16 protein-coding genes are annotated in these 21953 nt (G+C 73.4%); 6 read left to right on the top strand and 10 right to left on the bottom strand.

Translation table 11 applies throughout. The features are described 5' to 3' along the window. Positions 1–2 precede the first annotated feature (2 nt). The 4 genes from IE258_RS32895 to IE258_RS32880 form a co-directional block, all read right to left on the bottom strand. Positions 3–2222, bottom strand: a complete 2220-nt coding sequence (locus IE258_RS32895) for an MMPL family transporter (protein ID WP_189749395.1) — start codon at positions 2220–2222, stop codon at positions 3–5. Positions 2223–2463: 241 nt separating this feature from the next. Beyond that, positions 2464–3012 (bottom strand): hypothetical protein, encoded by a 549-nt coding sequence (locus IE258_RS32890; RefSeq protein ID WP_229892553.1) that lies wholly within the window; start codon positions 3010–3012, stop codon positions 2464–2466. A gap of 11 nt (positions 3013–3023) precedes the next feature. Next, positions 3024–4589 carry a sensor histidine kinase gene (locus IE258_RS32885; RefSeq protein ID WP_189749393.1) on the bottom strand — a complete coding sequence of 522 codons (1566 nt, stop codon included), beginning with the start codon at positions 4587–4589 and terminating at the stop codon, positions 3024–3026. Then, a complete protein-coding gene (locus IE258_RS32880; RefSeq protein ID WP_189749392.1) occupies positions 4586–5287 on the bottom strand; it encodes a response regulator in 702 nt (233 codons plus the stop codon). Before IE258_RS32880 ends, IE258_RS32885 begins: the two co-directional genes overlap by 4 nt. A gap of 244 nt (positions 5288–5531) precedes the next feature. Here IE258_RS32880 and IE258_RS32875 point away from each other — a divergent pair, with 244 nt between their 5' ends. The 3 genes from IE258_RS32875 (at position 5532) to IE258_RS32865 (ending at position 9024) form a co-directional block, all read left to right on the top strand. Next, positions 5532–6368 (top strand): SGNH/GDSL hydrolase family protein, encoded by an 837-nt coding sequence (locus tag IE258_RS32875; RefSeq protein ID WP_189749390.1) that lies wholly within the window; start codon positions 5532–5534, stop codon positions 6366–6368. A gap of 115 nt (positions 6369–6483) precedes the next feature. Beyond that, positions 6484–7752, top strand: coding sequence for an acyltransferase family protein (locus IE258_RS32870; RefSeq protein WP_189749389.1), 1269 nt, complete (start codon positions 6484–6486; stop codon positions 7750–7752). Positions 7753–7935: 183 nt separating this feature from the next. Beyond that, positions 7936–9024 (top strand): MerR family transcriptional regulator, encoded by a 1089-nt coding sequence (locus IE258_RS32865; RefSeq protein ID WP_189749388.1) that lies wholly within the window; start codon positions 7936–7938, stop codon positions 9022–9024. Between the two features lie 38 nt (positions 9025–9062). On the opposite strand, the gene IE258_RS32860 is transcribed toward IE258_RS32865, so the two are convergent. Beyond that, positions 9063–10163: a winged helix DNA-binding domain-containing protein gene (locus tag IE258_RS32860; protein WP_189749387.1), complete on the bottom strand. Its 1101-nt coding sequence runs from the start codon at positions 10161–10163 to the stop codon at positions 9063–9065. Next, positions 10160–10582, bottom strand: a complete 423-nt coding sequence (locus tag IE258_RS32855) for a VOC family protein (protein ID WP_189749386.1) — start codon at positions 10580–10582, stop codon at positions 10160–10162. The genes IE258_RS32860 and IE258_RS32855 overlap by 4 nt, the downstream gene beginning before the upstream one ends. 133 nt (positions 10583–10715) lie before the next feature. Between IE258_RS32855 and IE258_RS32850 the strand changes: the two genes are divergently transcribed. After that, the gene (locus tag IE258_RS32850; RefSeq protein WP_189749384.1) at positions 10716–11726 is read left to right on the top strand and encodes a helix-turn-helix transcriptional regulator; all 1011 of its coding nucleotides are present in this window, start codon (positions 10716–10718) and stop codon (positions 11724–11726) included. A gap of 16 nt (positions 11727–11742) precedes the next feature. Here IE258_RS32850 and IE258_RS32845 read toward each other — a convergent pair whose 3' ends face one another. The 4 genes from IE258_RS32845 to IE258_RS32830 all read right to left on the bottom strand — a co-directional run bounded on the left by IE258_RS32845 (position 11743) and on the right by IE258_RS32830 (position 18440). Beyond that, on the bottom strand, positions 11743–12954 hold the full coding sequence (locus IE258_RS32845; RefSeq protein WP_189749421.1) for a Cmx/CmrA family chloramphenicol efflux MFS transporter: 1212 nt from the start codon (positions 12952–12954) through the stop codon (positions 11743–11745). A 99-nt stretch (positions 12955–13053) separates the two neighbouring features. Then, positions 13054–15348, bottom strand: coding sequence for an FdhF/YdeP family oxidoreductase (locus IE258_RS32840; protein ID WP_189749383.1), 2295 nt, complete (start codon positions 15346–15348; stop codon positions 13054–13056). A gap of 63 nt (positions 15349–15411) precedes the next feature. Beyond that, a complete protein-coding gene (locus IE258_RS32835; RefSeq protein WP_189749382.1) occupies positions 15412–15930 on the bottom strand; it encodes an SRPBCC family protein in 519 nt (172 codons plus the stop codon). Continuing rightward, a complete protein-coding gene (locus tag IE258_RS32830) occupies positions 15927–18440 on the bottom strand; it encodes an ATP-dependent Clp protease ATP-binding subunit (RefSeq protein WP_189749381.1) in 2514 nt (837 codons plus the stop codon). Before IE258_RS32830 ends, IE258_RS32835 begins: the two co-directional genes overlap by 4 nt. Positions 18441–18564: 124 nt before the next feature. Between IE258_RS32830 and ligA the strand changes: the two genes are divergently transcribed. Further along, positions 18565–20646, top strand: coding sequence for an NAD-dependent DNA ligase LigA (ligA, locus tag IE258_RS32825; protein ID WP_189749380.1), 2082 nt, complete (start codon positions 18565–18567; stop codon positions 20644–20646). A gap of 186 nt (positions 20647–20832) precedes the next feature. After that, the gene (locus IE258_RS32820) at positions 20833–21948 is read left to right on the top strand and encodes a serine hydrolase domain-containing protein (protein WP_189749379.1); all 1116 of its coding nucleotides are present in this window, start codon (positions 20833–20835) and stop codon (positions 21946–21948) included. The last annotated feature ends 5 nt before the right edge of the window (positions 21949–21953 follow it).

The following is a 21953-nucleotide window of genomic DNA, read 5'->3' as shown; positions in this document are numbered from 1 at the left end:
GGTCAGACTCCGGCCGCCTCCGGCTCGCGGGTGGGCTGCGTGGGCGCGGCGGTGTCGCCGAGTTCCCGGTGCAGCTTCTCGCCCTCGACGTCGACGTTCGGCAGGAGACGGTCCAGCCACCTGGGCAGCCACCACGCCTTGCTGCCGAGCAGGGCGAGGACCGCGGGCACGATCGCCATGCGGACCACGAAGGCGTCGAAGAGCACCGCGATCGCGAGGCCGAAGCCCATCATCTTGATCATGGCGTCGTTCTCCAGGATGAAGCCGGAGAAGACGCTGATCATGATGATCGCGGCCGCCGCGACCACCCGGCCGCCGTGGGTGAAGCCCGTGGTGACGGACTGGGCGGGGGACTCCCCGTGGACGTACGCCTCCCGCATGCGGGTGACGAGGAAGACCTCGTAGTCCATGGCCAGGCCGAAGACCACGCCGATCATGAAGATGGGCATCATCGACATGATCGGGCCCGGCTGGTCCACGCCGAACACGTCCGCGAGCCAGCCCCACTGGAAGACCGCGACCACCGCGCCGAGCGCCGCGGCCACCGAGAGCAGGAAGCCCAGGGCCGCCTTCAGCGGGACGAGGACCGAGCGGAAGACCAGCATCAGGAGCAGGAAGGCGAGCCCCACGACCAGCGCCAGATAAGGAATGAGCGCGTCGTCCAGGGTCTGCGAGAAGTCGATCGTCATCGCGGTCGCGCCGGTGACCAGCATGGTCGCGCCGGTGTCCGCCTTGATGTCACCGGACAGCGAGCGCATGTCGTGCACCAGCGACTCGGTGGCGATGTCGCTCGGGCCGGTCTTGGGCATCACGGTGAGGACGGCGGTGTCGCCCTCCTCGTTGAAGTTGGCCGGGGTGACGGCCGCGGCCTCGCCCAGTCCGGTGATCTTCTCGCCCACGGTGTCCGCGGCGGCCTGCGGGTCGTCCGCGCCGCGTGCGTCGATGGTGACCATCAGCGGGCCGTTGAACCCGGCCCCGAAGGACTCGGACAGCATGTCGTAGGCCTTGCGCTGGGTGGTGTCGGGGGCCGAGCTGCCCTCGTCGGGCAGGCCCAGCTCCATGCTCGCGGCCGGTACGGCGATGACGCCGAGGCCGAGGACCGCGGTCAGCAGGACGGTGACCGGGCGCCGCTGTACGAAGCGGGCCCAGCGGGTGCCGAGCTTCGGCTTGCCGGAGGCGGCCCGGGCCCCGGCGGGCGCCTTGCGGTCCTTGCGGCTGAGGGCCTTCTTGCCGGCGAAGCCGAGCAGCGCCGGGGTGAGGGTGAGGGCGATCAGCACGGCGATGCCGACGGTGCCCGCGGCGGCCAGGCCCATCTTGGTGAGGATCGGGATGTTGACGATCGCGAGACCGGCCAGGGCCACGACGACGGTCAGTCCGGCGAAGACGACCGCGGAGCCGGCGGTTCCGACCGCTCGTCCGGCCGCCTCCTCCGGGGCACGGCCCTCGGCGATCTCCGCCCGGTAACGCGAGACGATGAACAGGGCGTAGTCGATGGCGACCGCGAGGCCGATCATCATGGCGAGGGTGGAGGTCGTGGCGGACAGCTCCAAAGTGCTGCCGAGTGCCCCGATGGCGGAGATGCCGATGCCGACACCGATGATCGCCGAGAGCAGCGGCATACCGGCCGCGACCAGGGAGCCGAAGGTCAGCAGGAGCACGATCGCGGCGACGCCGATGCCGATCAGCTCGGCGGTGCCGCCCATCTCCTGCTCCGCCACGACCGCGTCGCCACCGGTCTCGACGGTGTAGCCGTCCGCACGGGCGGTGTCGGTGGCGGCGGTGAGCGAGTCGCGGGCCTCGTCGGTCAGCTCCATCGCGTTGACCTTGTAGGTCACGGAGGCGTAGGCGGTGGTGCCGTCCTTGCTGACGGCGTTCGCCTTGAACGGGTCGTCCACCGAGGCGACCTGCGGTCCGGCCTTCAGGTCGGCGACCAGGCCCTCGACCCGGTCCTTGCCGGCCGCGTCGGATATCTTCGCGCCCTCGGGGGCACGGATCACGACGCGGGCCGTGGCGCCCTCGGCGCTGGCGGCCGGGAACTGCTCGTCGAGCAGGTCGAACGCCTTCTGGGACTCGGTGCCGGGCATGGAGAAGGAGTCTTCGGGCGGGGCCGGCGCGGCGGACGAGGCGACGCCGGCGCCCACGAGTATGGCCACCCACAGCAGGGCGACGAGGCCGCGGCGCCGGAACGCCCTCCGGCCGAGTCGATAGAGAAACGTAGCCACCTTTTGGACCAATCCGTCGGGTTGCGGGCAGGACGAAGACCCGGCACATGGGGGGAAGGCGGACGCGCTGACCGGGGTACACATCCATGCTCGCCCGGTGTTCCGGGCGTTTGATCCGACCCTGGGTCTGGACTGGCGTACTGCGTCGGGTGTAGTGGGGTCCCGCTCCACTCTCCCCTCGGTGTAGATCACGAAGGTGGGTGTACTCCGCATTTCGTTGCCGCGGGCAGCCGACGTCCCCTCAGCCGGTGACGGGGGTGGCGTTGCCGCCCGCGCCGCAGCGCAGGGTCCAGGACGGGGTGGAGCGGGTCCCGTTCTCGTGGATCCGGACGTCGACCTCGTCGGCGGGAAGACCGCCCGGGACCTCGGCGTGGGCCGCGGTGCAGACCAGCTGGTTGACGGCGGCGACGTCCAGTCCGCCGGTGCTGACCTGGACGGGGACGACGACGTCGACGGCTCCGTCGCTCGCGGTGGCGGTGAGCCGTCCGGCGATCTCCGGCGCGACGTGGGTGGTCAGGCCGCGCTCGCGCTCGGCCCTGGTGGGTCCGTCCAGGAGCAGGTCGAGGGCCTGCTGGGGGGCGAGGGGGGCGTCCGTGGGCCGGGTGACGGGGCGGGTGCCGTAGGGCCCCGCGAAGTACAGGCGCACGGTGCTCGCGCCGTCGCCGGGCCGCGGGACGCCGGACGCGGGGGCGCCGGCCCGCACCGGGCCGGTGGTGCCGATGGCGCAGCCGGTGGCACCGGCGGCGAGCAGCGCGGCCAGGAGGAGGGCGGCCCGCTTCGGGTGCCGCATCGGGCGGTTTGTCATGTCGTTCCCGGGGAGGAGGCGGCCGACGGCAGGGTGAGGGTGAAGACGGCGCCGCCGTCGGGGTGGTTGGCCGCGGTGAGGGTGCCGTCGTTCAGGGCGGCGTTCTCCTGGGCGATGGCCAGGCCGAGACCGCTGCCGCCGGAGCGGGGGCGTGCCGCGTCGGCCTTGTAGAAGCGGTCGAAGACGTACGGGAGTGCCTCGTCCGGGATGCCGGGCCCCCGGTCGGTGACCGTGACCCGGACCCGGTCGCCGCGCACGCGGACGGCGACCGTCACGGGTGGGCGTCCGTGGTGCAGCGCGTTGGCGACCAGGTTGCCGAGGACGACGTCGATCCGGCGGGGGTCGACGCGTGCGGGGGCCGGTTCGGGCAGGTCGGCGCGGACCCGCTCGTCGTGGGTCCAGCCGCGCAGTTGGAGGGTCTTGGTCACGAGGGTGCGCAGGTCGACGTCCTCCCGGTGGACGGGGGCGGCCTTGGCGTCGAAGCGGGAGACCTCCATCAGGTCCTCCACCGTCCGGGCCAGGGCGCGCACCTCCTCGCTGATCAGCCGGACGGCGTCCTCCGTGTCGGCGGGCAGCACGCCCGAGGCGGCGTCCTCGTCGAGGACCTCGGTGACCGCGGCCATGGCCGCCAGCGGGGTGCGCAGCTCGTGGGCGACGTCGGCGGCGAAGCGGCGGGCGCCCGCCTCCAGCCGGCGCAGTTCGGCGGCGTCCCGCTCCAGCGTCTCGGCCATGGTGTTGAACGAGCGGGTCAGGTCGGCGAGTTCGTCCCGGCCGGGGGCGTCCAGGCGCGTGTCCAGCTCCCCCGCGGCGATGCGTTCGGCGCCGTGGCGCAACCGGCGTACGGGGCGCAGGACGCTGCGGGCCGCGAAGAGGGCCGGGACGAGTGCGAGGGCGAGGGCGGGTACCGCTCCGGCCTCGGCGGCGGTGACCAGGGCGTCGATGTCGGCCCGGTCGTCGTCGAGGGGGAAGGCGGCGTACACGGTCAGCCCGGAGAGTGACCCTGCGTCCGCGCTCGTGCCCGTGTCCGCGTATGCGTCCGCGTCTGTGCCCGTGTCCGTGTCCGCGTCCGTGCCCCCGGAGTCGTCTGTGTAGGCGACGGGCATGCCGAGGGCCAGCCAGGGGCGGCCGTCGTGTTCGGTCCGCTGGTGGACGGCTCGTCCGCTGTCCTGGACGGCCCGGCGCAGTTCGGCGGGGACGGGTGGCGTGCCGGGGGACGCCGTGACCGGTTCGCCGCCGCGGTAGGAGGCGGACGCGTGCCAGGCCCGCGCCCCACCGGCCTGGTCGAGCTGCCGGGTGAGCCCGCGCAGGTCCTCGGCGGTGGGCGGCAGGGTCAGGTCGGGGGCGAGGGAGTCGAGCTGGGTGCGCAGGTCGGCGACGGCGGTCTCCTCGGCGCGGTCGAGGATGGCCGCGCGGGCCCGGTGGAAGGTCAGGCCGGCGGTGAGCAGGGCGCCGAAGGCAGCGGCCAGGAGGAAGGCGACGACCAGCCGGACCCGCAGCCCGCGCGGCGCGTGCGGCCGGAACCCGCGCGCAGCGGAGCGGAGCGGCAGCCGGAACCGCCTCACAGCGGACCGAAGCGGTAGCCGAAGCCGCGCACGGTCTGGACGTACACCGGCTTGCGCGGATCGTCCTCGATACGGGCGCGCAGCCGCATCACGCAGGCGTCGACGAGGCGGACGTCGCCGTAGAAGGAGTGCTCCCACACCTGCTCCAGGAGCTGCTGGCGCGAGTACACCTGGCCGGGGGTGGCGGTGAGGAACAGCAGGAGCTTCAGCTCGGAGGGCGCGAGCGGGAGTTCGGCGCCGTGTTTGGCCACGACGAGGGTGGTCCGGTCCACGGTGAGGTCCGCGTGCCGCTCGGGGCCCGCGGGCACCGTGGTCGGCGTGCCGCCCTCCTGGGCGGGGGCGACCCGGCGCAGGACCGCCCGGATCCGCGCCTCCAGCAGCTCGGCACCCGCCGGTTTGACGACGTAGTCGTCGGCACCCGCCTCCAGGCCGACCACCATGTCGATCTCGTCGCCGCGCGCGGAGAGGATGATGATCGGGATCCGCTTGCTCTCACGGATCCGGCGGCACACCTCGAGACCGCTCATGTTCGGCAGCATCAGGTCGAGGAGCACCAGGTCGGGCCGGTGCCGCTCCAGGGAGAGCAGGCCGGTCTCGCCGCTGCCCGCGACGGCCACCTCGTGCCCCCGGCGTTTCAACGCGAGCGAGACGCCTCGCTGCACGGCGGGGTCGTCTTCGATGAGCAGGACTCGTGCCATGGGGGTGCGCTCTTCTCCGGTTTCCTCGGCCGGGCTTTCCCGGCCGGCTCTCTCGGCCGGGCTTCTCGGTTCGGCCTGCTCGATTCGGCCTACTGGGTTCGGCCCACTCGGTTCGGCCCACTCGGTTCGGCGGCGGGCCTTCTTCTGCCAGCGTGCTCGAAGCGTATGACGCCCGGTTCCGCATCACGTGATGAAACGATGACAGCCCTCCCCGGGCCGGGAGCGTGTGCCCTGTGCTGGGGGCATGGACAACGAGATCAATTCCGGCGGGCGCTCGCTGCCCGCCCGCCGCGTCTTCGGGTACGCCCTCGTGGCCGCGGCCGTGGCGCTCTCCCTGACCGGCTGCCAGGACTCCGGCAGCGGCGTCGAGGTCTCCGCCGGGGACAGTGCGGCTGCCGACGCCTCGGACGGCGCCCGGGGCTCCGGCGAGAAGCGGGACGACGGGCCGCGACGGCTGCTGTGGATGGGGGACTCCATCGGCGAGGCCCAGGCACCCGCCCTCGACGCGGCCATGGAGGCCGGGGGCGTCGCGTTCGAATCGGTGGCCGCCGCGGGCGGCGGCGGGGTCGTCGGCGAGATCGCTGCTCCCACCTGGGACCGCCTCCCCAAGACGCTCAAGACCTTCGCACCGGACGTCGTCGCCTACCAGGTCACCACCTACGACTGGGGCACCCCGGCCGAACAGCGCGCGGCCTACGAGCGCCTGGTGAAGACCGTGAACGAGGCGGGGGCCGACCTCCTTCTCGTCTCCGCCCCGCCGTTCAAGCTCGACGACTTCTACCAGCCGCACGAGAAGGAGATCGAGTCCGCGCCGCGGTCCGCGAAGAGCGTGGCCGCCAAGCACCCCGACACGGCCGCCTTCCTCGACGCCTCGGCCCTGTGGGGCGAGGACAGCGGCGCCGAGCAGGCGCAGCGCAGCAAGGACGGCATCCACTCCTGCCAGCAGGGCTCGGCCGCGTTCGCCGTCTGGTTCGGCGAGCAGCTGGAGCGGCGGTACGGCTTCGACCCGGCCGCGGCCGACGCGTGGGCCACCGGTGAGTGGACCGGCGACAAGGTCTACAGCCGGCTCGGCTGCGCGTAGCCCCCGGCGAAGCCCGGCCCGCCCACCGCGAGGTGCTCGCGGGCCGGGAACGTCCAGCCCACCTCGAGGTGCTCACGGGCCGGCAACGCCCAGCCCCTTCCACGGAGACCAGCCCATGCCCCTGCGCCCGCACCTGTCGGCCGCCCCCTCCCCCGCCCACCACGGCACCCGCGCCGCCCCTTCCCCGGCGCCCGGCACCCCGCGTCGGCACATCGCACCGCTCGACGGACTGCGCGGCCTCGCCGTCCTGGGCGTGCTGTTCTTCCACGCCGGTCACTTCGACGGCGGGTTCCTCGGCGTCGACCTCTTCTTCGTCCTGTCCGGCTTCCTCATCACCGGCCTGCTGCTGACGGAGGCGCGGGCCCGTGACGGCCGGATCGACCTCCTCGCCTTCTGGGGCCGGCGCGCCCGGCGGTTGCTGCCCGCGCTCGCGGTCGTGCTCGCCGGCACCCTGCTCCTGGTGTGGGCCGTCGGCCCGCCGAACCTGCTCCGTTACGCCCTCGACGACGGCCCGTGGGTGACCGCGAACCTCGCCAACTGGCACTTCGTCGCCGACCGGGTGGGCTACTGGGACTCGGCGGACACCAGGGTCTTCAGTCACCTGTGGAGCATCGCGGTCGAGGAGCAGTTCTACGTGGTGTGGCCGCTGGTGCTCTGTCTGGTGGCCCGCGGCCGGGGCGCCGGACGGCGCGTGGCCGTCGTGGCCGTGACCGGAGCCGTAGCGTCCCTGGTCCTGATGGTCGTCCTCACCACCCCGGCCGACACCACCCGGGTCTACGAGGGCACCGACACCCGCGCGTTCTCCCTGCTCCTCGGAGCGCTGGCGGCCACCGCGCCGGCCACGCGCCTGGTCTCCCGCGTCGGCGAAGGCGCGGCCGGCCGGTGGAGCCTCGTCCTGGGGGCCGGCCTCGGGGCGTACTGGGTCGTGGCCGACGGCCAGAACTCGCCCTCACTCTTCCACGGCGGGCTCTTCCTCCACGCCCTGGCCGCCGCGCTGCTCGTCGCCTTCCTCGCCCGGGCTCCGCGCACACCGGCCGGCCGGTTCCTCGCGGCGGCACCGCTGCGTCGGCTCGGCCTGATCTCCTACAGCCTGTATCTCTGGCACTGGCCCGTGTACCTGGTACTGAGCGAGGAACGGCTCGGTCTCACGGGCGCTCCCCGTACGGCGGTGCTGCTCGCCGTGTCGGTGGCGCTCGCCCGGCTCTCGAAGGTCCTGGTGGAGGATCCGGTCCGGTTCCGGGCCCGCTGGGCGAAGGGCCGCACCGGGGCGGTGGCCCTGGTCGCCACCTTCGCCGCGCTGGCCGCGCTGTGGGCGGCCGTCCCCCAGCCGAGAACCGGGGAGGGCTCGGTCGACGTCACACGTCTCGCGTCGGTCGACGGCTGACGGGTGCCGGGTGACGGGTGACGGGTGACGGCTGACGGTGACGGGTGATGGCTGACGGCTGACGGCTGACGGCTGACGGCTGACGGCTCGAGACGACTCGACGGCTGTTGACCTTCACCTTGGGGCAGGCCGCAGCATCGGTGTCGCCGGGCGACGGGCCCGGTACGAGGAGGAGTGGGGCACGTGGGCACGGAGTTGCTGACCATAGGGGCGTTCGCGAAGGCGTCCCAGCTGTCGCCGAAGGCGCTGCGCCTCTACGACGAGCTGGGCCTGCTGCCGCCCGCCCGCGTCGACCCGGTCACCGGCTACCGCCGCTACGCCCCGGAACAGGTGGAGCGGGCCCGGCTCGTGGCCTGGCTGCGGCGCCTGGGGATGCCGCTGGTCCACATCCGGCACGTGTGCTCGCTGGACGCGGGTGCGGCGGCCGGCGAGATCCGCGCCTTCTGGGCGCGGGCCGAGGCCGACACCGCCGCCCGGCGCGACCTGGCCGCCTTCCTCATCGACCACCTCACCCGGAGGGATCCCGCCATGTCACCCACCGCCCCTGCCCTGAGCCTGCGTTACGCCGCCGCATCCGACACCGGTCTGGTCCGCGAGAGCAACCAGGACACCGCCTACGCGAGTTCGGGCCTGCTGGCCGTCGCCGACGGCTTCGGCGCGGGCGGCGCCCCGGCCAGCGCCGCCGCCGTCGCGTCGCTGCGGCGGCTGGAGACCGACGGCGTCCCGGCGGACGGCCTCCTCAACGTCCTCGCGGACGCCGTGGAGGAGGCCGGGCGGGCCGTGCACGACGCCGTGGGAGGAACCGGTTCCGGCCCGCGGGAGGCGGCCGGTACGACTCTCACCGCGATGCTCTGGACGGGGTCGCAGCTCGGCCTCGTCCACGTCGGCGACTCGCGCGTCTACCTGCTGCGCGACGGGGAGCTGTTCCAGATCACGCACGACCACACCGTCGTGCAGTCGATGGTCGACGAGGGCCGCATCACGCCGGAGGAGGCCGCCTCCCACCCCCAGCGGTCGCTGCTGGTGCGGGCCCTGGGCCCGGGCGCCGACGCCACCGCCGAGATGCGTCTTCAGGACGCCCGGCCCGGTGACCGTTACCTGCTCTGCTCCGACGGCCTGTCGACGGTGGTGCCGAGCGACGGGCTCCGCCGGGTGCTCGCCGCCCCGGGGGAGCCCGGGCAGGCCGTCCGCGAACTGGTGGCACTCGCCAACGGGTCCGGCGGTCCCGACAACGTCAGCTGCGTCGTCGCGGACGTCGTGCCCGGCGTGTGACACCCGCGGCGCCCTGTCCTGCCCGGGTCGCCCGCCGCTCAGGGCGGTGCCGCCCCGACCCCGACCCGGTCGCTGCCGCCCTCGGAGAGGAAGGACGCCAGGGCGCTGCCCTCCTCGGCCACCTCGGCGCGCTCCGACGGGTCGAGCCGGCGCAGCGGGGTGACGGTGACCGTGCCGTCCTCGACGGTCCAGGTCGCGGAGACCCGGCCGTCGACGAGGACGAAACGGGCGCCGGTGACCGAGAGACCGCGGTGTGCGTCGTCGATGACGCGGCCGCGGTCCTGGTAGCCGAGGACCGCGTTGTCGAAGGCCGGCAGGAACCGTACGGGAGCGGGGATGTCCGGGTCGGGTCGCGGCGCGTCGGGCAGGTCCAGCAGTTCCCGGCCCCGCTCGTCACGGAAGGCGACCAGTTCCCCGCGTACCGCCGCGACGGCGGCCGGCAGCCCGGCGAGCCCGCACCAGGCGCGCAGGTCCGCGGAGGCGGCCGGCCCGAACGCGGCCAGGTAGCGCCGTACGAGTGCCGCACCGACCGGATCGCTGCCCGGCGGGGCCGGCGGGTCGACCGCGCGGCCCAGCCACTGGGCGACCGGGACGTTGCGCACCCCGGCCCTGACTCGCCAGGTCCCGCGCGGCGGCAGCTGCACCGTCGGGATCAGTGCGGCGACCAGCATCTCCCCGAGCGGCCGCGGTCCCACGTCCGGCCACTGCCCGGCCACGGCCCGCGCGAGGTCGCCCATGGAGCGGGGCTCGCCGTCGGCCAGGACCGCCCGGCCCGCCGCCGCGAGCTCGTCGAGGTCGACCCCTTCGAGTTCGCGGCGGTAGGTGCCCAGGACGCGTCCGCGCAGCATGGCCTCGTGCCGCGACCGCCAGGCCAGTGCGTCGTCGGCGGTGACGAGGTGGACGGTGCGGCGCATCAGGTGGGTGCGTACCACCCGACGCCCGGTCAGCAGGTCGTCGAGCGCCCGCGGTGCGAAGTCGCGCAGCCTCGACCACAGTCCGACGAACGGTTCCTGCGGCTCCTGTGCCTGCATACCGCCGAGGTGCGCGACGGCGTCCAGGACCGGGCGGTCCGCGCGGTCGAGGAGCAGCTGCCGGGCGAGTGACGCCCGGTTCAGCGACCGGGCGTCGAGCACGCTCACGCGTTGTACTCGCTCACGACGTCCAGGACCCAGGTGACGCCGAACCGGTCCCGCAGCATGCCGTAGAGCGGCGCCCACTGCGCGGCGCCGAGCGGCCGCAGGACGGTCGCGCCCTCGGCCAGCTTCTCCCAGTAGGCGGTGATCTCGTCGGTGGTCTCGCCCCGGACCGAGACGAAGAAGGCGTTCTCGCCCTGGTTCCAGGGCAGGTCGGACGGCACGTCGTAGGCCATCACGCGCAGGCCGTCGGCGGTGGCGACCTGGCCGAACATCACCTGGTCGGCCGCGGCGGGGTCCTGGACGTTGCCGGCGTCCTTGTACGTCACCACGGTCAGGTCCCCGCCGAACGCGGACCGGTAGAAGGTGAGGGCCTCGCGGGCGTCGCCACGGAAGTTCAGGTGGGTCACGGCTTGTGCGGTCACGACTGGCTCCTTGCCATCGCGGTGGGACGGCCCGGTGGAGCGGGCCGCCGCGGGGCCGGTCCGGCTCCGCGGTGCCCACTCTGCTGCGGGTAGCGGTCAGGTTGTGGCCGCCATGTGCGGCAGCATGGTTCTCATGCAGAAGACCTCGGCCCGGCTGCTGTCCCTGCTCTCGCTGCTCCAGGCGCGCCGGGACTGGCCCGGTGCGGTGCTGGCCGAGCGGCTGGACGTCAGCCCGCGCACCCTGCGCCGCGACGTCGACCGGCTCCGTGAGCTGGGCTATCCCGTGCGGGCTGTGATGGGCCCGGACGGCGGCTACCGCCTGGACGCCGGGACGCAGTTGCCCCCGCTGCTCTTCGACGACGAGCAGGCGGTCGCCCTCGCCGTGGCGCTGCGCACCGCGGCCGCCGCCGGCGCCGGGATCGAGGACGGCGCGGCCCGGGCGCTGGCGACCCTGCGCCAGGTCATGCCGGCCCGGCTGCGGCACCGGATCGACGCCCTCCAGGTCACCTCCGTCGCACGGTCGGCGCCCCGGCCCGAGCCCCAGGCGGACACCGGGGTCCTGATGGCGCTCAGCGCCGCCGTCCAGGCCCGCGAGGTGCTGCGCTTCGACCACGCCCCGGCCCACCCCGTGGACACCGCGGACACCGTGCCCGAGGCCGTGCCGCCCCCGCGCCGGGTGGAGCCGCACCATCTCGTCGCCCGGGGCGGGCGCTGGTACCTGGTCGCCTGGGACCTGGACCGCGAGGACTGGCGGGTCTTCCGCGCCGACCGGATCACCCCGCGCACGCCCACCGGCCCGCGCTTCACGCCGCGGGAACTGCCGGGCGAGGACGTGGCCGCCTTCCTGACCGGCAGGTTCCGTGGCTCCGACGGCTCCGCGGACTGGCCCTGCCGCGGAACGGCGGTACTCCACCTGCCCGCCTCCGCGGTGTCGCCGCACGCCGCCGACGGGACCGTCGAGGAACTGGGTCCCGACCGCTGCCGGCTCACGACGGGCTCCTGGTCGTGGCCCTCGCTGGCCGCCGCCTTCTGCCTCTACGACACCGACATCGAGGTCGTCGGCCCGCCTGCCCTCGAGGAGGCGTTCGCCGGGCTGGCCCGCCGCTGTGCCGGGGCCGCCGCGGAGCGGTCCCGGCCGCGGTGAGGGCCGCCTCCCGGCGTCACACCCGCTGGGTCCGCTCCACGCTCGCGGTCTCGGTTGCCGGGCCGCCGCCCGCCACCACCCGCGACCGGCTGTGCAGCCGCAGGGAGACGGCGACGAAGCCGATCGCGACCAGGGTCATCGCCCCGCCCGCCCAGGCGGTGGCCTCGTACCCGAGGTCCGCGTCGATCACCGTGCCGCCGAGCCAGGGACCGCCGGTGTTGCCCAGGTTGAACGCGGCGGTCGTCGTGGCGCCCGCGAGGGTGGGCGCGGCCCCGGCGACGTTGAACATGCGCGCGTTGAGCGCGGGTGCGGTGTAGAACGCGGAGACGCCGAGCAGCAGCGACAGAACGATCACGACGGCCGGGCTGGAGGCGAACAGCGCGAGGGCGGCCAGCAGCACCGTCGACGCGGTGATGCCGGAGAGCAGTACGCCGAACAGGTGCGCGTCGGCGACCCGGCCGCCGATCATCGTGCCGATGAGCGCACCGACGCCGAACAGCGCCAGCACGGTGGGCACCCAGCCGTCCGCGAGACCGGCGACGTCGGTGAGCAGCGGGGCGAGGTAGGAGAAGGCGCAGAAGACGCCGCCGGCGGCGAGCGCGGTCACGACGATGGACAGCCAGACCTGGCGGTCCCGGTAGATCGCCAGCTCGCCCCGCAGCCGGGTCCGCCGCTCGGTCGGCGGGATGCGGGGGATCAGGGTCACCACGCCGACGAGCGCGACGGCGGACGCGCCGCCCACGGCCCAGAACGCGGACCGCCACCCCAGGTGCTCGCCGAGGAAGGCGCCGGCCGGGACGCCGAGGACGTTGGCGATGGACAGTCCGCCGATCATCACGGCCATCGCGCGGGCCCGCGCGGTCACCGGCACCATCGCGATGGCCACGGCCGCGCCCACCGCCCAGAAGCCGGCGCAGGCGAGGGCGCTGACGACCCGCGAGACGAACAGGACCTCGTAGCTAGTCGCGAGCGCGCCCGCGACCTGGCCGACGCCGAACACGGAGATCAGCGCGACCAGCGTGGTCTTGCGGGGCAGGCGCAGGGTCGCGACGGCGAGCAGCGGCGCGCCGACCACCATGCCGATCGCGAACGCCGATATCAGCAGCCCGGCTTGCGGGATCGACACGTCCATGTCGTCGGCGATGGGCGGCAGCAGTCCGGAGAGCATGAACTCGCTGGTGCCGAGGGCGAAGACGGACAGGCCGAGGATGTAGACGGCGAGCGGCATGCGTCCGGCCGTGGGCCGTGGGGAAGAGTCGGGCATGACAGGTGTCAACGGGGCCCCGCCGGCCGCCATTCCCGCGGCGGGGCCCGTCTCACGATGCGGCTACGGTGTCACGCGTTCCAGCCGGACGAGGATGCCCTTGGAGGTGGGCTGGTTGCTGATGTCGGCGACGCTGTCCAGCGGGACCAGGACCTGTGTCTCCGGGTAGTACGCGGCGGCGGAACCGCGTGCCGTGGGGTACGGGACCACTGTGAAGCCCTCGGCCCGCCGCTCGGTGTCGTCGTGCCACACGCCGACGACGTCGACGCGGTCCCCCTCGCTCAGGGACAGGGCGCTGAGGTCCTCCGGGTTGACCATGACCACCCGGCGGCTGCCGTGGATGCCCCGGTAGCGGTCGTTGAGTGTGTAGGGGATGGTGTTCCACTGGTCGTGGGAGCGCAGCGTCTGCAGCAGCAGGTGGCCCCCGGGCACGTCCGGCGTCCGCCAGGTGTTGCGGGTGAACATGGCCTTTTTGGTGGCGGTGCGGTACACACCCTCGTTGACGGGGTTGGGCAGCCGGATGCCACCGGGGCGTGCCACGCGCCGGTTGAAGTCGTGCAGGCCCGGCACGATGCGGGAGATCCGGTCGCGGATCGCGCTGTAGTCGGCCTCGAACTCCTCCCAGGGCACGTTCCCGGGGCCGGTGCCGAGGGTGCGGCGGGCGAGCCGGCACAGGATGGCGACCTCGCTGAGCAGCAGGGGTGAGGCCGGCTTGAGGCGTCCCCGGGAGGTGTGCACCTCGCTCATGGAGTTCTCCACCGTGACGAACTGCTCGCCGCCGGCCTGCTGGTCGCGTTCGGTGCGGCCGAGGGTGGGCAGGATCAGCGCGGTGCGCCCGCAGACGGTGTGGGATCCGTTGAGCTTGGTGGAGACGTGGGCGGTGAGGCGGCAGCTCCGCATGGCCGCCTCGGTGACCGCGCTGTCGGGGGCGGCCCGGACGAAGTTGCCCGCGACACCGAGGAAGACCTTGATCCGGCCCTCCCGCATCGCCTTGATCGAGTTCACCGAGTCCAGGCCGTGGGCGCGCGGCGGGTCGAAGCCGAACTCGTCGCGCAGGGCGTCCAGGAAGGAGTCCGGCATCTGCTCCCAGATGCCCATCGTGCGATCGCCCTGGACGTTGCTGTGGCCGCGCACCGGGCAGGCGCCGGCTCCGGCCCTGCCGAGGTTGCCGCGCAGCAGCAGGAAGTTGACGATCTCCCGGATGGTGGGCACGCCGTGTTTGTGCTGGGTGATGCCCATCGCCCAGCAGACGATGACCCGCTTGCTGCGCAGTACCTCGTCGCGGACCCGCTCGATCTCCTCGCGGGTCAGACCGGTGGTGGCGACCACGTCGTCCCAGGAGACCTGCCGGGCGTGTTCGGCGAACTCCTCGAAGCCGCTGGTGCAGTCGCGGATGAACGCGTGGTCGAGGACCGTGCCGGGCCGGGCGTCCTCGGCCTCCAGGAGCAGCCGGTTCAGCGCCTGGAACAGGGCGAGGTCGCCGCCGGGCCGGATGTGCAGGAACCGGTCGGCGATCCGGACGCCCTGGCCGATCACCCCGCTGGCCTTCTGGGGGTTCTTGAACCGCAGCAGCCCCGCCTCCGGGAGCGGGTTGACGGCGACGATGCGGGCGCCGTTGCGCTTGGCCTGCTCCAGCGCGGACAGCTGCCGCGGGTGGTTGGTGCCGGGGTTCTGTCCCACGAGGAAGATCAGGTCCGCGTGGTGCAGGTCGTCGAGGCTGACGGTGCCCTTGCCGGTGCCGAGGGTCTCGTGCAGGGCGAAGCCGCTCGACTCGTGGCACATGTTGCTGCAGTCGGGCAGGTTGTTGGTGCCGTAGGCGCGGGCGAAGAGCTGCAGGACGAACGCGGCCTCGTTGCTGACCCGGCCCGAGGTGTAGAAGACCGCCTCGTCGGGGCTGTCGAGCGCCTTCAGTTCCCCGGCGAGCAGGTCGAGGGCGTCGCGCCAGCTGATCGGCTCGTAGTGGTCGGAGCCGGGCCGCTTCACCATCGGCTCGGTCAGCCGCCCCTGCTGGTTCAGCCACAGGTCGGAGCGCCCGGCCAGGTCGGAGACGGAGTGCGCGCGGAAGAAGTCTGCGGTGATCCGCCGTGTCGTCGCCTCGTCGTTGATGTGCTTGGCGCCGTTCTCGCAGTACTCGTTGCGGTGGCGGTGGCCGGGTGCGGGGTCCGCCCAGGCGCAGCCCGGGCAGTCGATCCCGTCGACCTGGTTCATGGTCAGCAGGTCCACCGCGGTTTCCTTCGGGGACGTCTGCGCCAGGGAGTACTCCAGTGCGTGCACCACGGCGGGCACGCCCGCGGCCCAGGTCTTGGGCGGGGTGACGGTCAGGTCGTCCCGGGGTTCGTCCCTGGGCGGCTTCTTCATCGGGTGGATCGCCTCTCGTTCGCTGTCTTCCGGGTACGGGGCCTGGGTACGGGGCGTGGCCTGTCAGCCCACGGGCCATCCCGCCACCCGGCTGCGCGGCGGCTCCGGCTCCCCGGGCCGCACCTGGCCGCCGCGGATGGTCCCGCGCCAGGCGCCGCTCGCCTCCCCGTGCCCTTCGATGTACGCCTTGAAGTGCGCGAGTTCGCGCCGCAGGACGCGGCGCGCCGCCCCGGGGACCGCGGTGAGCACACCGGTGAGTCCGCGCGGGCCGGCCGACATCCGCACGGTCACCGAGGTGCGCTCCCCCTCGACGGGGCGGAACGTCACCTCGCCCCGGTGGCCGTGGCGTTGCCCGAGGCTGCGCCAGGTCAGGTGCGAGTCGGGCACCTGGTCCACGATCTCGGTCGCGAACTCCCGGCGGAGGGGGCCGAGTCCGACGATCCACAGGGTCACGGCGGGCCTGATCTGTTCGACCCGCTTGACGGTGGTCATGAACCGTGGGAAGCACTCGAACTGGGTCCACTGGTCGTACGCGGTGCGCACCGGTACGGCGATCTCGATCGTTTCCTCGACGGTGCTCATGTACCGCTCGCCTCCGCGGATCGTGCGGTGCCGGACTTGTCGACCGTGCAGTGCAGGGAGTCGTCGACCACGTCGGCGACGATGGTGTCGCCGGGGTCGGCCTCGCCGCCGAGGAGCAGGTCGGCGACGCGGTTGTCGAGTTCGGCCTGGATGGTGCGCCTCAGCGGTCGGGCGCCGAACTCCGGCTGGTGCCCGTGGGCGATCAGCAGCTTCTTGGCCGCCTCGGTGACCTTCAGCGTCATGCCCTGGGCGTGCACCCGCCGTTCGCTCTGGGCCAGCAGGTGGTCCACGATCCGCGAGAGGTCGTCCTCGGTGAGGCCGTGGAAGACGATGATCTCGTCGATGCGGTTGAGGAACTCGGGCAGGAACCGTCCCCGCAGCTCCTGCATCAACTCGTCCTTGAGGTCGGACACGTCGCCCTTGTGGTCGAGGATGCGGTGGGCACCGATGTTGGAGGTCATGATGACCACGCAGTGCCGGAAGTCGACGGTGCGGCCCTGTCCGTCGGTGAGGCGGCCGTCGTCGAGGATCTGCAGCAGCGTGTTGAAGACGTCGGGGTGGGCCTTCTCCACCTCGTCGAACAGGACCACGCTGTACGGCTGCCGACGGACCTTCTCGGTGAGCTGTCCGGCCTCCTCGTAGCCGACGTATCCGGGGGGTGCGCCGACCAGCCGGGCGACCGTGTGCTTCTCCTGGAACTCGCTCATGTCGAAGCGGACCATGCGGTTCTCCTCGCCGAACAGCAGCTCGGCGAGGGTTTTGGCCAGCTCGGTCTTGCCGACGCCGGTGGGGCCGAGGAAGAGGAAGGAGCCCACGGGCCGGTCGGGGTCGCCCATGCCGGCCCGGTTGCGGCGCACGGCCCGCGAGACGGCGGTGACCGCCTCGTCCTGGCCGACGATCCGGGCGTGCATCTCCTCCTCCAGCCTGAGCAGCCGTTCCTTCTCCCCGGCGGTCAGCTGGGAGACCGGGATGCCGGTGCGGCGGGAGATCACGTCGGCGATGTCGTGGGCGGTGACGGAGACGACGCCCTCACGGCGCTCCTCGATGCCCGCGAGTTCGCCCTCCGCCTCGGCGATCTCGCGCTTCAGCTCGCCCGCCCGGGCGTAGTCCTCGGCGGCGACGGCCTGCTCCTGCTCCCGGCGGAGCCTGGCGATGCGGTCCTCGCGGCTGACGACCTCGGTGGAGCGGCTCGCGCTGCGCAGCCGTACCCGGGCGCCCGCCTGGTCCATGACGTCGATCGCCTTGTCGGGCAGGAAACGGTCGCTGACGTAGCGGTCGGACAGTTCCGCCGCCGCGGTCAGCGCTCCGTCGGCGAAGCGGACCTGGTGGTGCGCCTCGTAGGCGTCGCGCAGGCCCTCCAGGATCTGCACGGTCTCCTCGACCGAGGGCTCGGGGACCATCACGGGCTGGAAGCGGCGTTCGAGGGCCGCGTCCTTCTCGACGTACTTGCGGTACTCGTCGATGGTCGTCGCGCCCACCACGTGCAGTTCGCCGCGGGCGAGCGCGGGCTTGAGCATGTTGCCGGCGTCCATGGAGCCCTCGCCGGTGGCCCCGGCGCCGACGACGGTGTGCAGTTCGTCGATGAACAGGATGATGTCGCCGCGGGCCTGCTGGACGTCCTCGATGACCTTCTTGAGCCGCTCCTCGAACTGGCCCCGGTACTGCGCGCCCGCCACCATGGCGGACAGGTCGAGGGCGACGACCCTCTTGTCCTTCAGTGTGTTCGGGACCTCACCGGCCACGATGCGCTGGGCGAGTCCCTCGACGATGGCGGTCTTGCCGACGCCGGGCTCGCCGATCAGCACCGGGTTGTTCTTGGAGCGCCGGGAGAGGATCTCGACGGTCTGCTCGATCTCCTCGGCGCGGCCGACGACGGGGTCGAGTTTCCCGGCCTTCGCCTCGTCGGTCAGGTCCCGTCCGTACTCGTCCAGCGTCGTGGCGGGCTTCCCGGCGCCGTCGCCCGGTGTTCCGCCCGAGCGGGCGACCTGCTCGGTGAGACCCTCCAGCTTGCCGATGTCCTGCCCCTCCGCGCCCAGCAGCCGGGCCGCGCCCGTGTCGCCGTCCGCCAGCAGGGCGCCCAGGACGTGCTCGGGGCCGATGTAGGAGACTCCGGACGCCCGGGAGCGGGCGTAGGCGGTGGCCAGGGTTCGTTTGGCGGCCGGGGTGAGGCCCGGCTCGGCGGACGGCTCGCCCGCCTCGCGCGGCAGGATCTCGGCGATCTGGTCCGCGAGCGCGTCGGGGTCGGCACCCGCCCGGGCGAGCAGTCCCCGCGCGGGCTCGACCTTGGTGGCCGCCCACAGCAGGTGCTCCGTGTCCAGGTCGGACGTCCCGTCCTCCAGGGCCCGCCGTGCCGCCAGGTTGAGAAGCTCCTGCGAGGACTCGGTCAGCATCCGGCCGATCGGCACCCGCTGCACGGCGGGGGGCGAGGACGCGGGCGAGGTACCGAAGAACCGGTTGAACAGATCACTGAACGGATCGGACGCGCCGAATCCGAACGACGACATCGACATGACAGCTCCTGGGGCGGTGGCGAGTCGGTTCCACCGAAACCCCATGTCGGCCCCTGCGCAAGCGGAGCGGCCGCCGTGCGGCGGCGAGGACCCGTTGTCAGTGGTGAGCGGCATGATGTGGCCCATGACTACTCCTGCAGCAGTGATCGTCGACGCCACCGCCTACGCCCAGGCGGTCGAGGACGCCACGCGCGCGGCCGCCGCCTACTACGCGGGCGGTTCCTCGCCGATGGACGACGACGCCTACGACCGGCTGGCGCGAGGGATCGCCGCGTGGGAGGCCGAGCACCCGGGCGAGGTGCTGCCCGACTCGCCCACCGGCAAGGTCGCCGGCGGCGCGGCCGAGGGGGACGTGCCGCACACGGTGCCGATGCTCAGTCTGGACAACGTCTTCTCGCCGGAGGAATTCACCGCCTGGACGGAGTCCCTGGCCCGTCGCGTCGACCGCGAGGTCGCCCGGTTCGCCGTGGGCCCGAAGCTGGACGGCCTCGCCGTCGCCGCCCGCTACCACGCGGGGCGCCTCACCCGGCTGATCACCCGGGGCGACGGCACGGCCGGTGAGGACGTCTCGCACGCCATCGGCACCGTGGAGGGGCTGCCCGAGACGCTGGCGGAGCCGGTGACCGTCGAGGTGCGGGGCGAGATCCTGATGACGACGGCTCAGTTCGAGCACGCCAACGAGGTGCGCATCCAGCACGGTGGACAGCCCTTCGCCAACCCGCGCAACGCGGCCGCGGGCACCCTGCGCGCGAAGGAGCGTGCCTACACGGTGCCGATGACGTTCTTCGGCTACGGCCTGCTGGCCCTGCCCGAGACCGGCGACGAGCTGGCCGGACGGCTCGACGAGCTGGCGTACAGCGAGCTGATGGAGACGGCGGCCGGGCTCGGCGTGCACACCAGCGCGGGCACCGCGGTCCCGGACGTGGTCGTCGAGACGCCCGAGCAGGTGGTGGCCCGGGTCCAGGAGATCGCCGCGCTCCGTGCCGAGCTGCCGTTCGGCATCGACGGGATCGTCGTCAAGGCGGACCTCGCCGCCGACCGGCGGGCCGCCGGGTCCGGCTCGCGGGCGCCGCGGTGGGCGATCGCCTACAAGCTCCCGGCGGTCGAGAAGATCACCCGGCTGCTCGCCGTGGAGTGGAACGTGGGCCGTACCGGCATCGTCGCCCCGCGCGGCGTGCTGGAGCCGGTGGTCATCGAGGGCTCCACGATCACCTATGCCACGCTGCACAATCCGGCCGACATCACCCGGCGCGGCCTGCGGCTGGGCGACCACGTGATGGTGCACCGCGCCGGGGACGTCATCCCGCGCATCGAGGCTCCGGTCGCGCACCTGCGGACGGGCGAGGAAGAGCCCATCGTGTTCCCCGACGCCTGTCCGCGCTGCGGCTCGGACATCGACACGAGCGAGGAGCGCTGGCGGTGCGCGCAGGGCCGCAACTGCCACCTGGTCGCCTCCCTCGCCTACGCCGCCGGGCGCGACCAGCTCGACATCGAGGGCCTGGGCACCACCCGCGTCGTCCAGCTCGTCGAGGCGGGTCTCGTCGCCGACCTGGCCGACCTCTTCCTGCTCGGGCGCGAGCAGTTGCTCGCCCTGGAGCGGATGGGCGAGACCAGCACCGACAACCTGCTGGCCGCGCTCGACCGGGCCAAGGAGCAGCCGCTGTCCCGGGTGCTGTGCGCGCTGGGGGTGCGGGGCACCGGCCGGTCCATGTCCCGGCGCATCGCCCGGTACTTCGCCACCATGGACCACATACGCGCCGCCGACGCCGAGGCCATGCAGCGGGTCGACGGCATCGGGGTGGAGAAGGCCCCCTCCGTCGTCGCGGAGATCGCCGAACTCGCCCCGCTCATCGACAAGCTCGCCGCCGCCGGCGTCAACATGACCGAGCCCGGCGCGACCCCGCCCCCGCCCGCCGACGCGGACGGGGCGACGGCCGAGGCACCCGGGGACGGCGGGCCGCTGTCAGGCATGAAGGTGGTGGTCACCGGCGCGATGACCGGCAACCTGGAACGGCTCAGCCGCAACGAGATGAACGAACTCATCGAGCGGGCCGGCGGACGCTCGTCCTCCAGCGTCTCCAAGAACACGTCACTCGTCGTCGCGGGCGAGGGAGCGGGTTCGAAGCGGGCCAAGGCGGAGCAGCTCGGCGTCCGGCTGGCCACGCCCGAGGAGTTCGCCGTGCTCGTCGCCGACCTGCTCGGCTGAGGCCGGGGGGCGCCTGCGCGAGGGGGTGGCGGGGGGCTTGACGGGATGTTGGCCGGGGGGTGTTGGTGACACCCCCGGCCCGGGGGCCTGTCCCACTGATCTTCCTTCCGTGCCCTGGAAAGGTCGTCGGTGAACGCACACCGTCCGCCCGCCGCAGTCGGGCGGCCACGAACAGGGGGAAGACACATGCACCGCAAGCGCCTGGCCGCCGCAGTCCTGCTCGCCGCCGCACTCACCGGTGCGCTCGCGCCCGCGGCGGCGGCCCACCCGGGTCGCCCCGACCACCCCGATGCCGTGCAGCGTCAACTGGACCTGCTCACCGCACGCGACGGCGTACCCGGCGCGCTCGCGTACGACGGCAGGACGACCCGCACCTCCGGCGTCGCCGATCTGGAGTCGGGCCGGCCGATGACCGACGAACGGGGCCGGTTCCGGCTCGCCAGCGACACCAAGGCGTTCACCGCGACCGCGGTGATGCGGCTGGTGGTGGACGGCCGCCTGGGCCTGGACGACCGCGCGGGCTCCTACGTGCCGCAGCTCGCCGACAGCCCCATCACCGTACGGCAGTTGCTGAAGCAGACCAGCGGGCTGCCTGAGTACTCGGCGCTGGTGGACTGGACCCGGCCGGGGACGACCGAGGAGTACCTGGCCCTGGCGCTCGACGCGGAGCCCGTCTTCGAGCCCGGCACGGACTGGGGCTACTCCAACACCAACTACCTGGTCCTTGGCATGGTGATCGACGAGGTGTCCGGGGTCGACTTCCGCACGTACGTGGAGCGCACGATCCTGCGCCCGCTGCACCTGGACGACACCTACTGGCCCGCGCCCGGCGAGCTGGACCTGCGCGGCCCGCACGCCCGGAACTACGGCGTGCACCCCGCGCACCCGCAGGACGGGCGGGTGGACGTGACCGAGCTGCCGGGTCACGAGTTCGGGGCGTCCGGCGGCCTGGTGTCCACACCCGTCGACCTCAACGCCTTCTGGGACGGTCTGTTCGGCGGCCGGCTGCTGCCCGGCTGGGCGGTGCGCCTGATGACGCGGGACACCACCGACATCGGCGGCCGCGACGTCTACCCGGCCGGCAGCCGCTACGGGTACGGCCTCGCCTCGATCCCGCTCAGCTGCGGCGGCGTCTACTGGGGCCACGGCGGGGACCTGCCCGGCGGTTCGGTGGGCGGCGGCCGGGCCGCGGGCGGCCGGGGCACCGTGACCGTGTACACCACGACGTGGGCGGCCGAGGGCGACAGCCTGCGTCATCTCCAGGGCGCCGTCGACGCGGCCCTGTGCGCCAAGGGGCGCTGAAAGAG

The organism is Streptomyces tendae (assembly GCF_014650435.1).
GTDB lineage: Bacteria > Actinomycetota > Actinomycetes > Streptomycetales > Streptomycetaceae > Streptomyces > Streptomyces tendae.
This window is presented reverse-complemented; position numbering and strand designations above follow the sequence as displayed.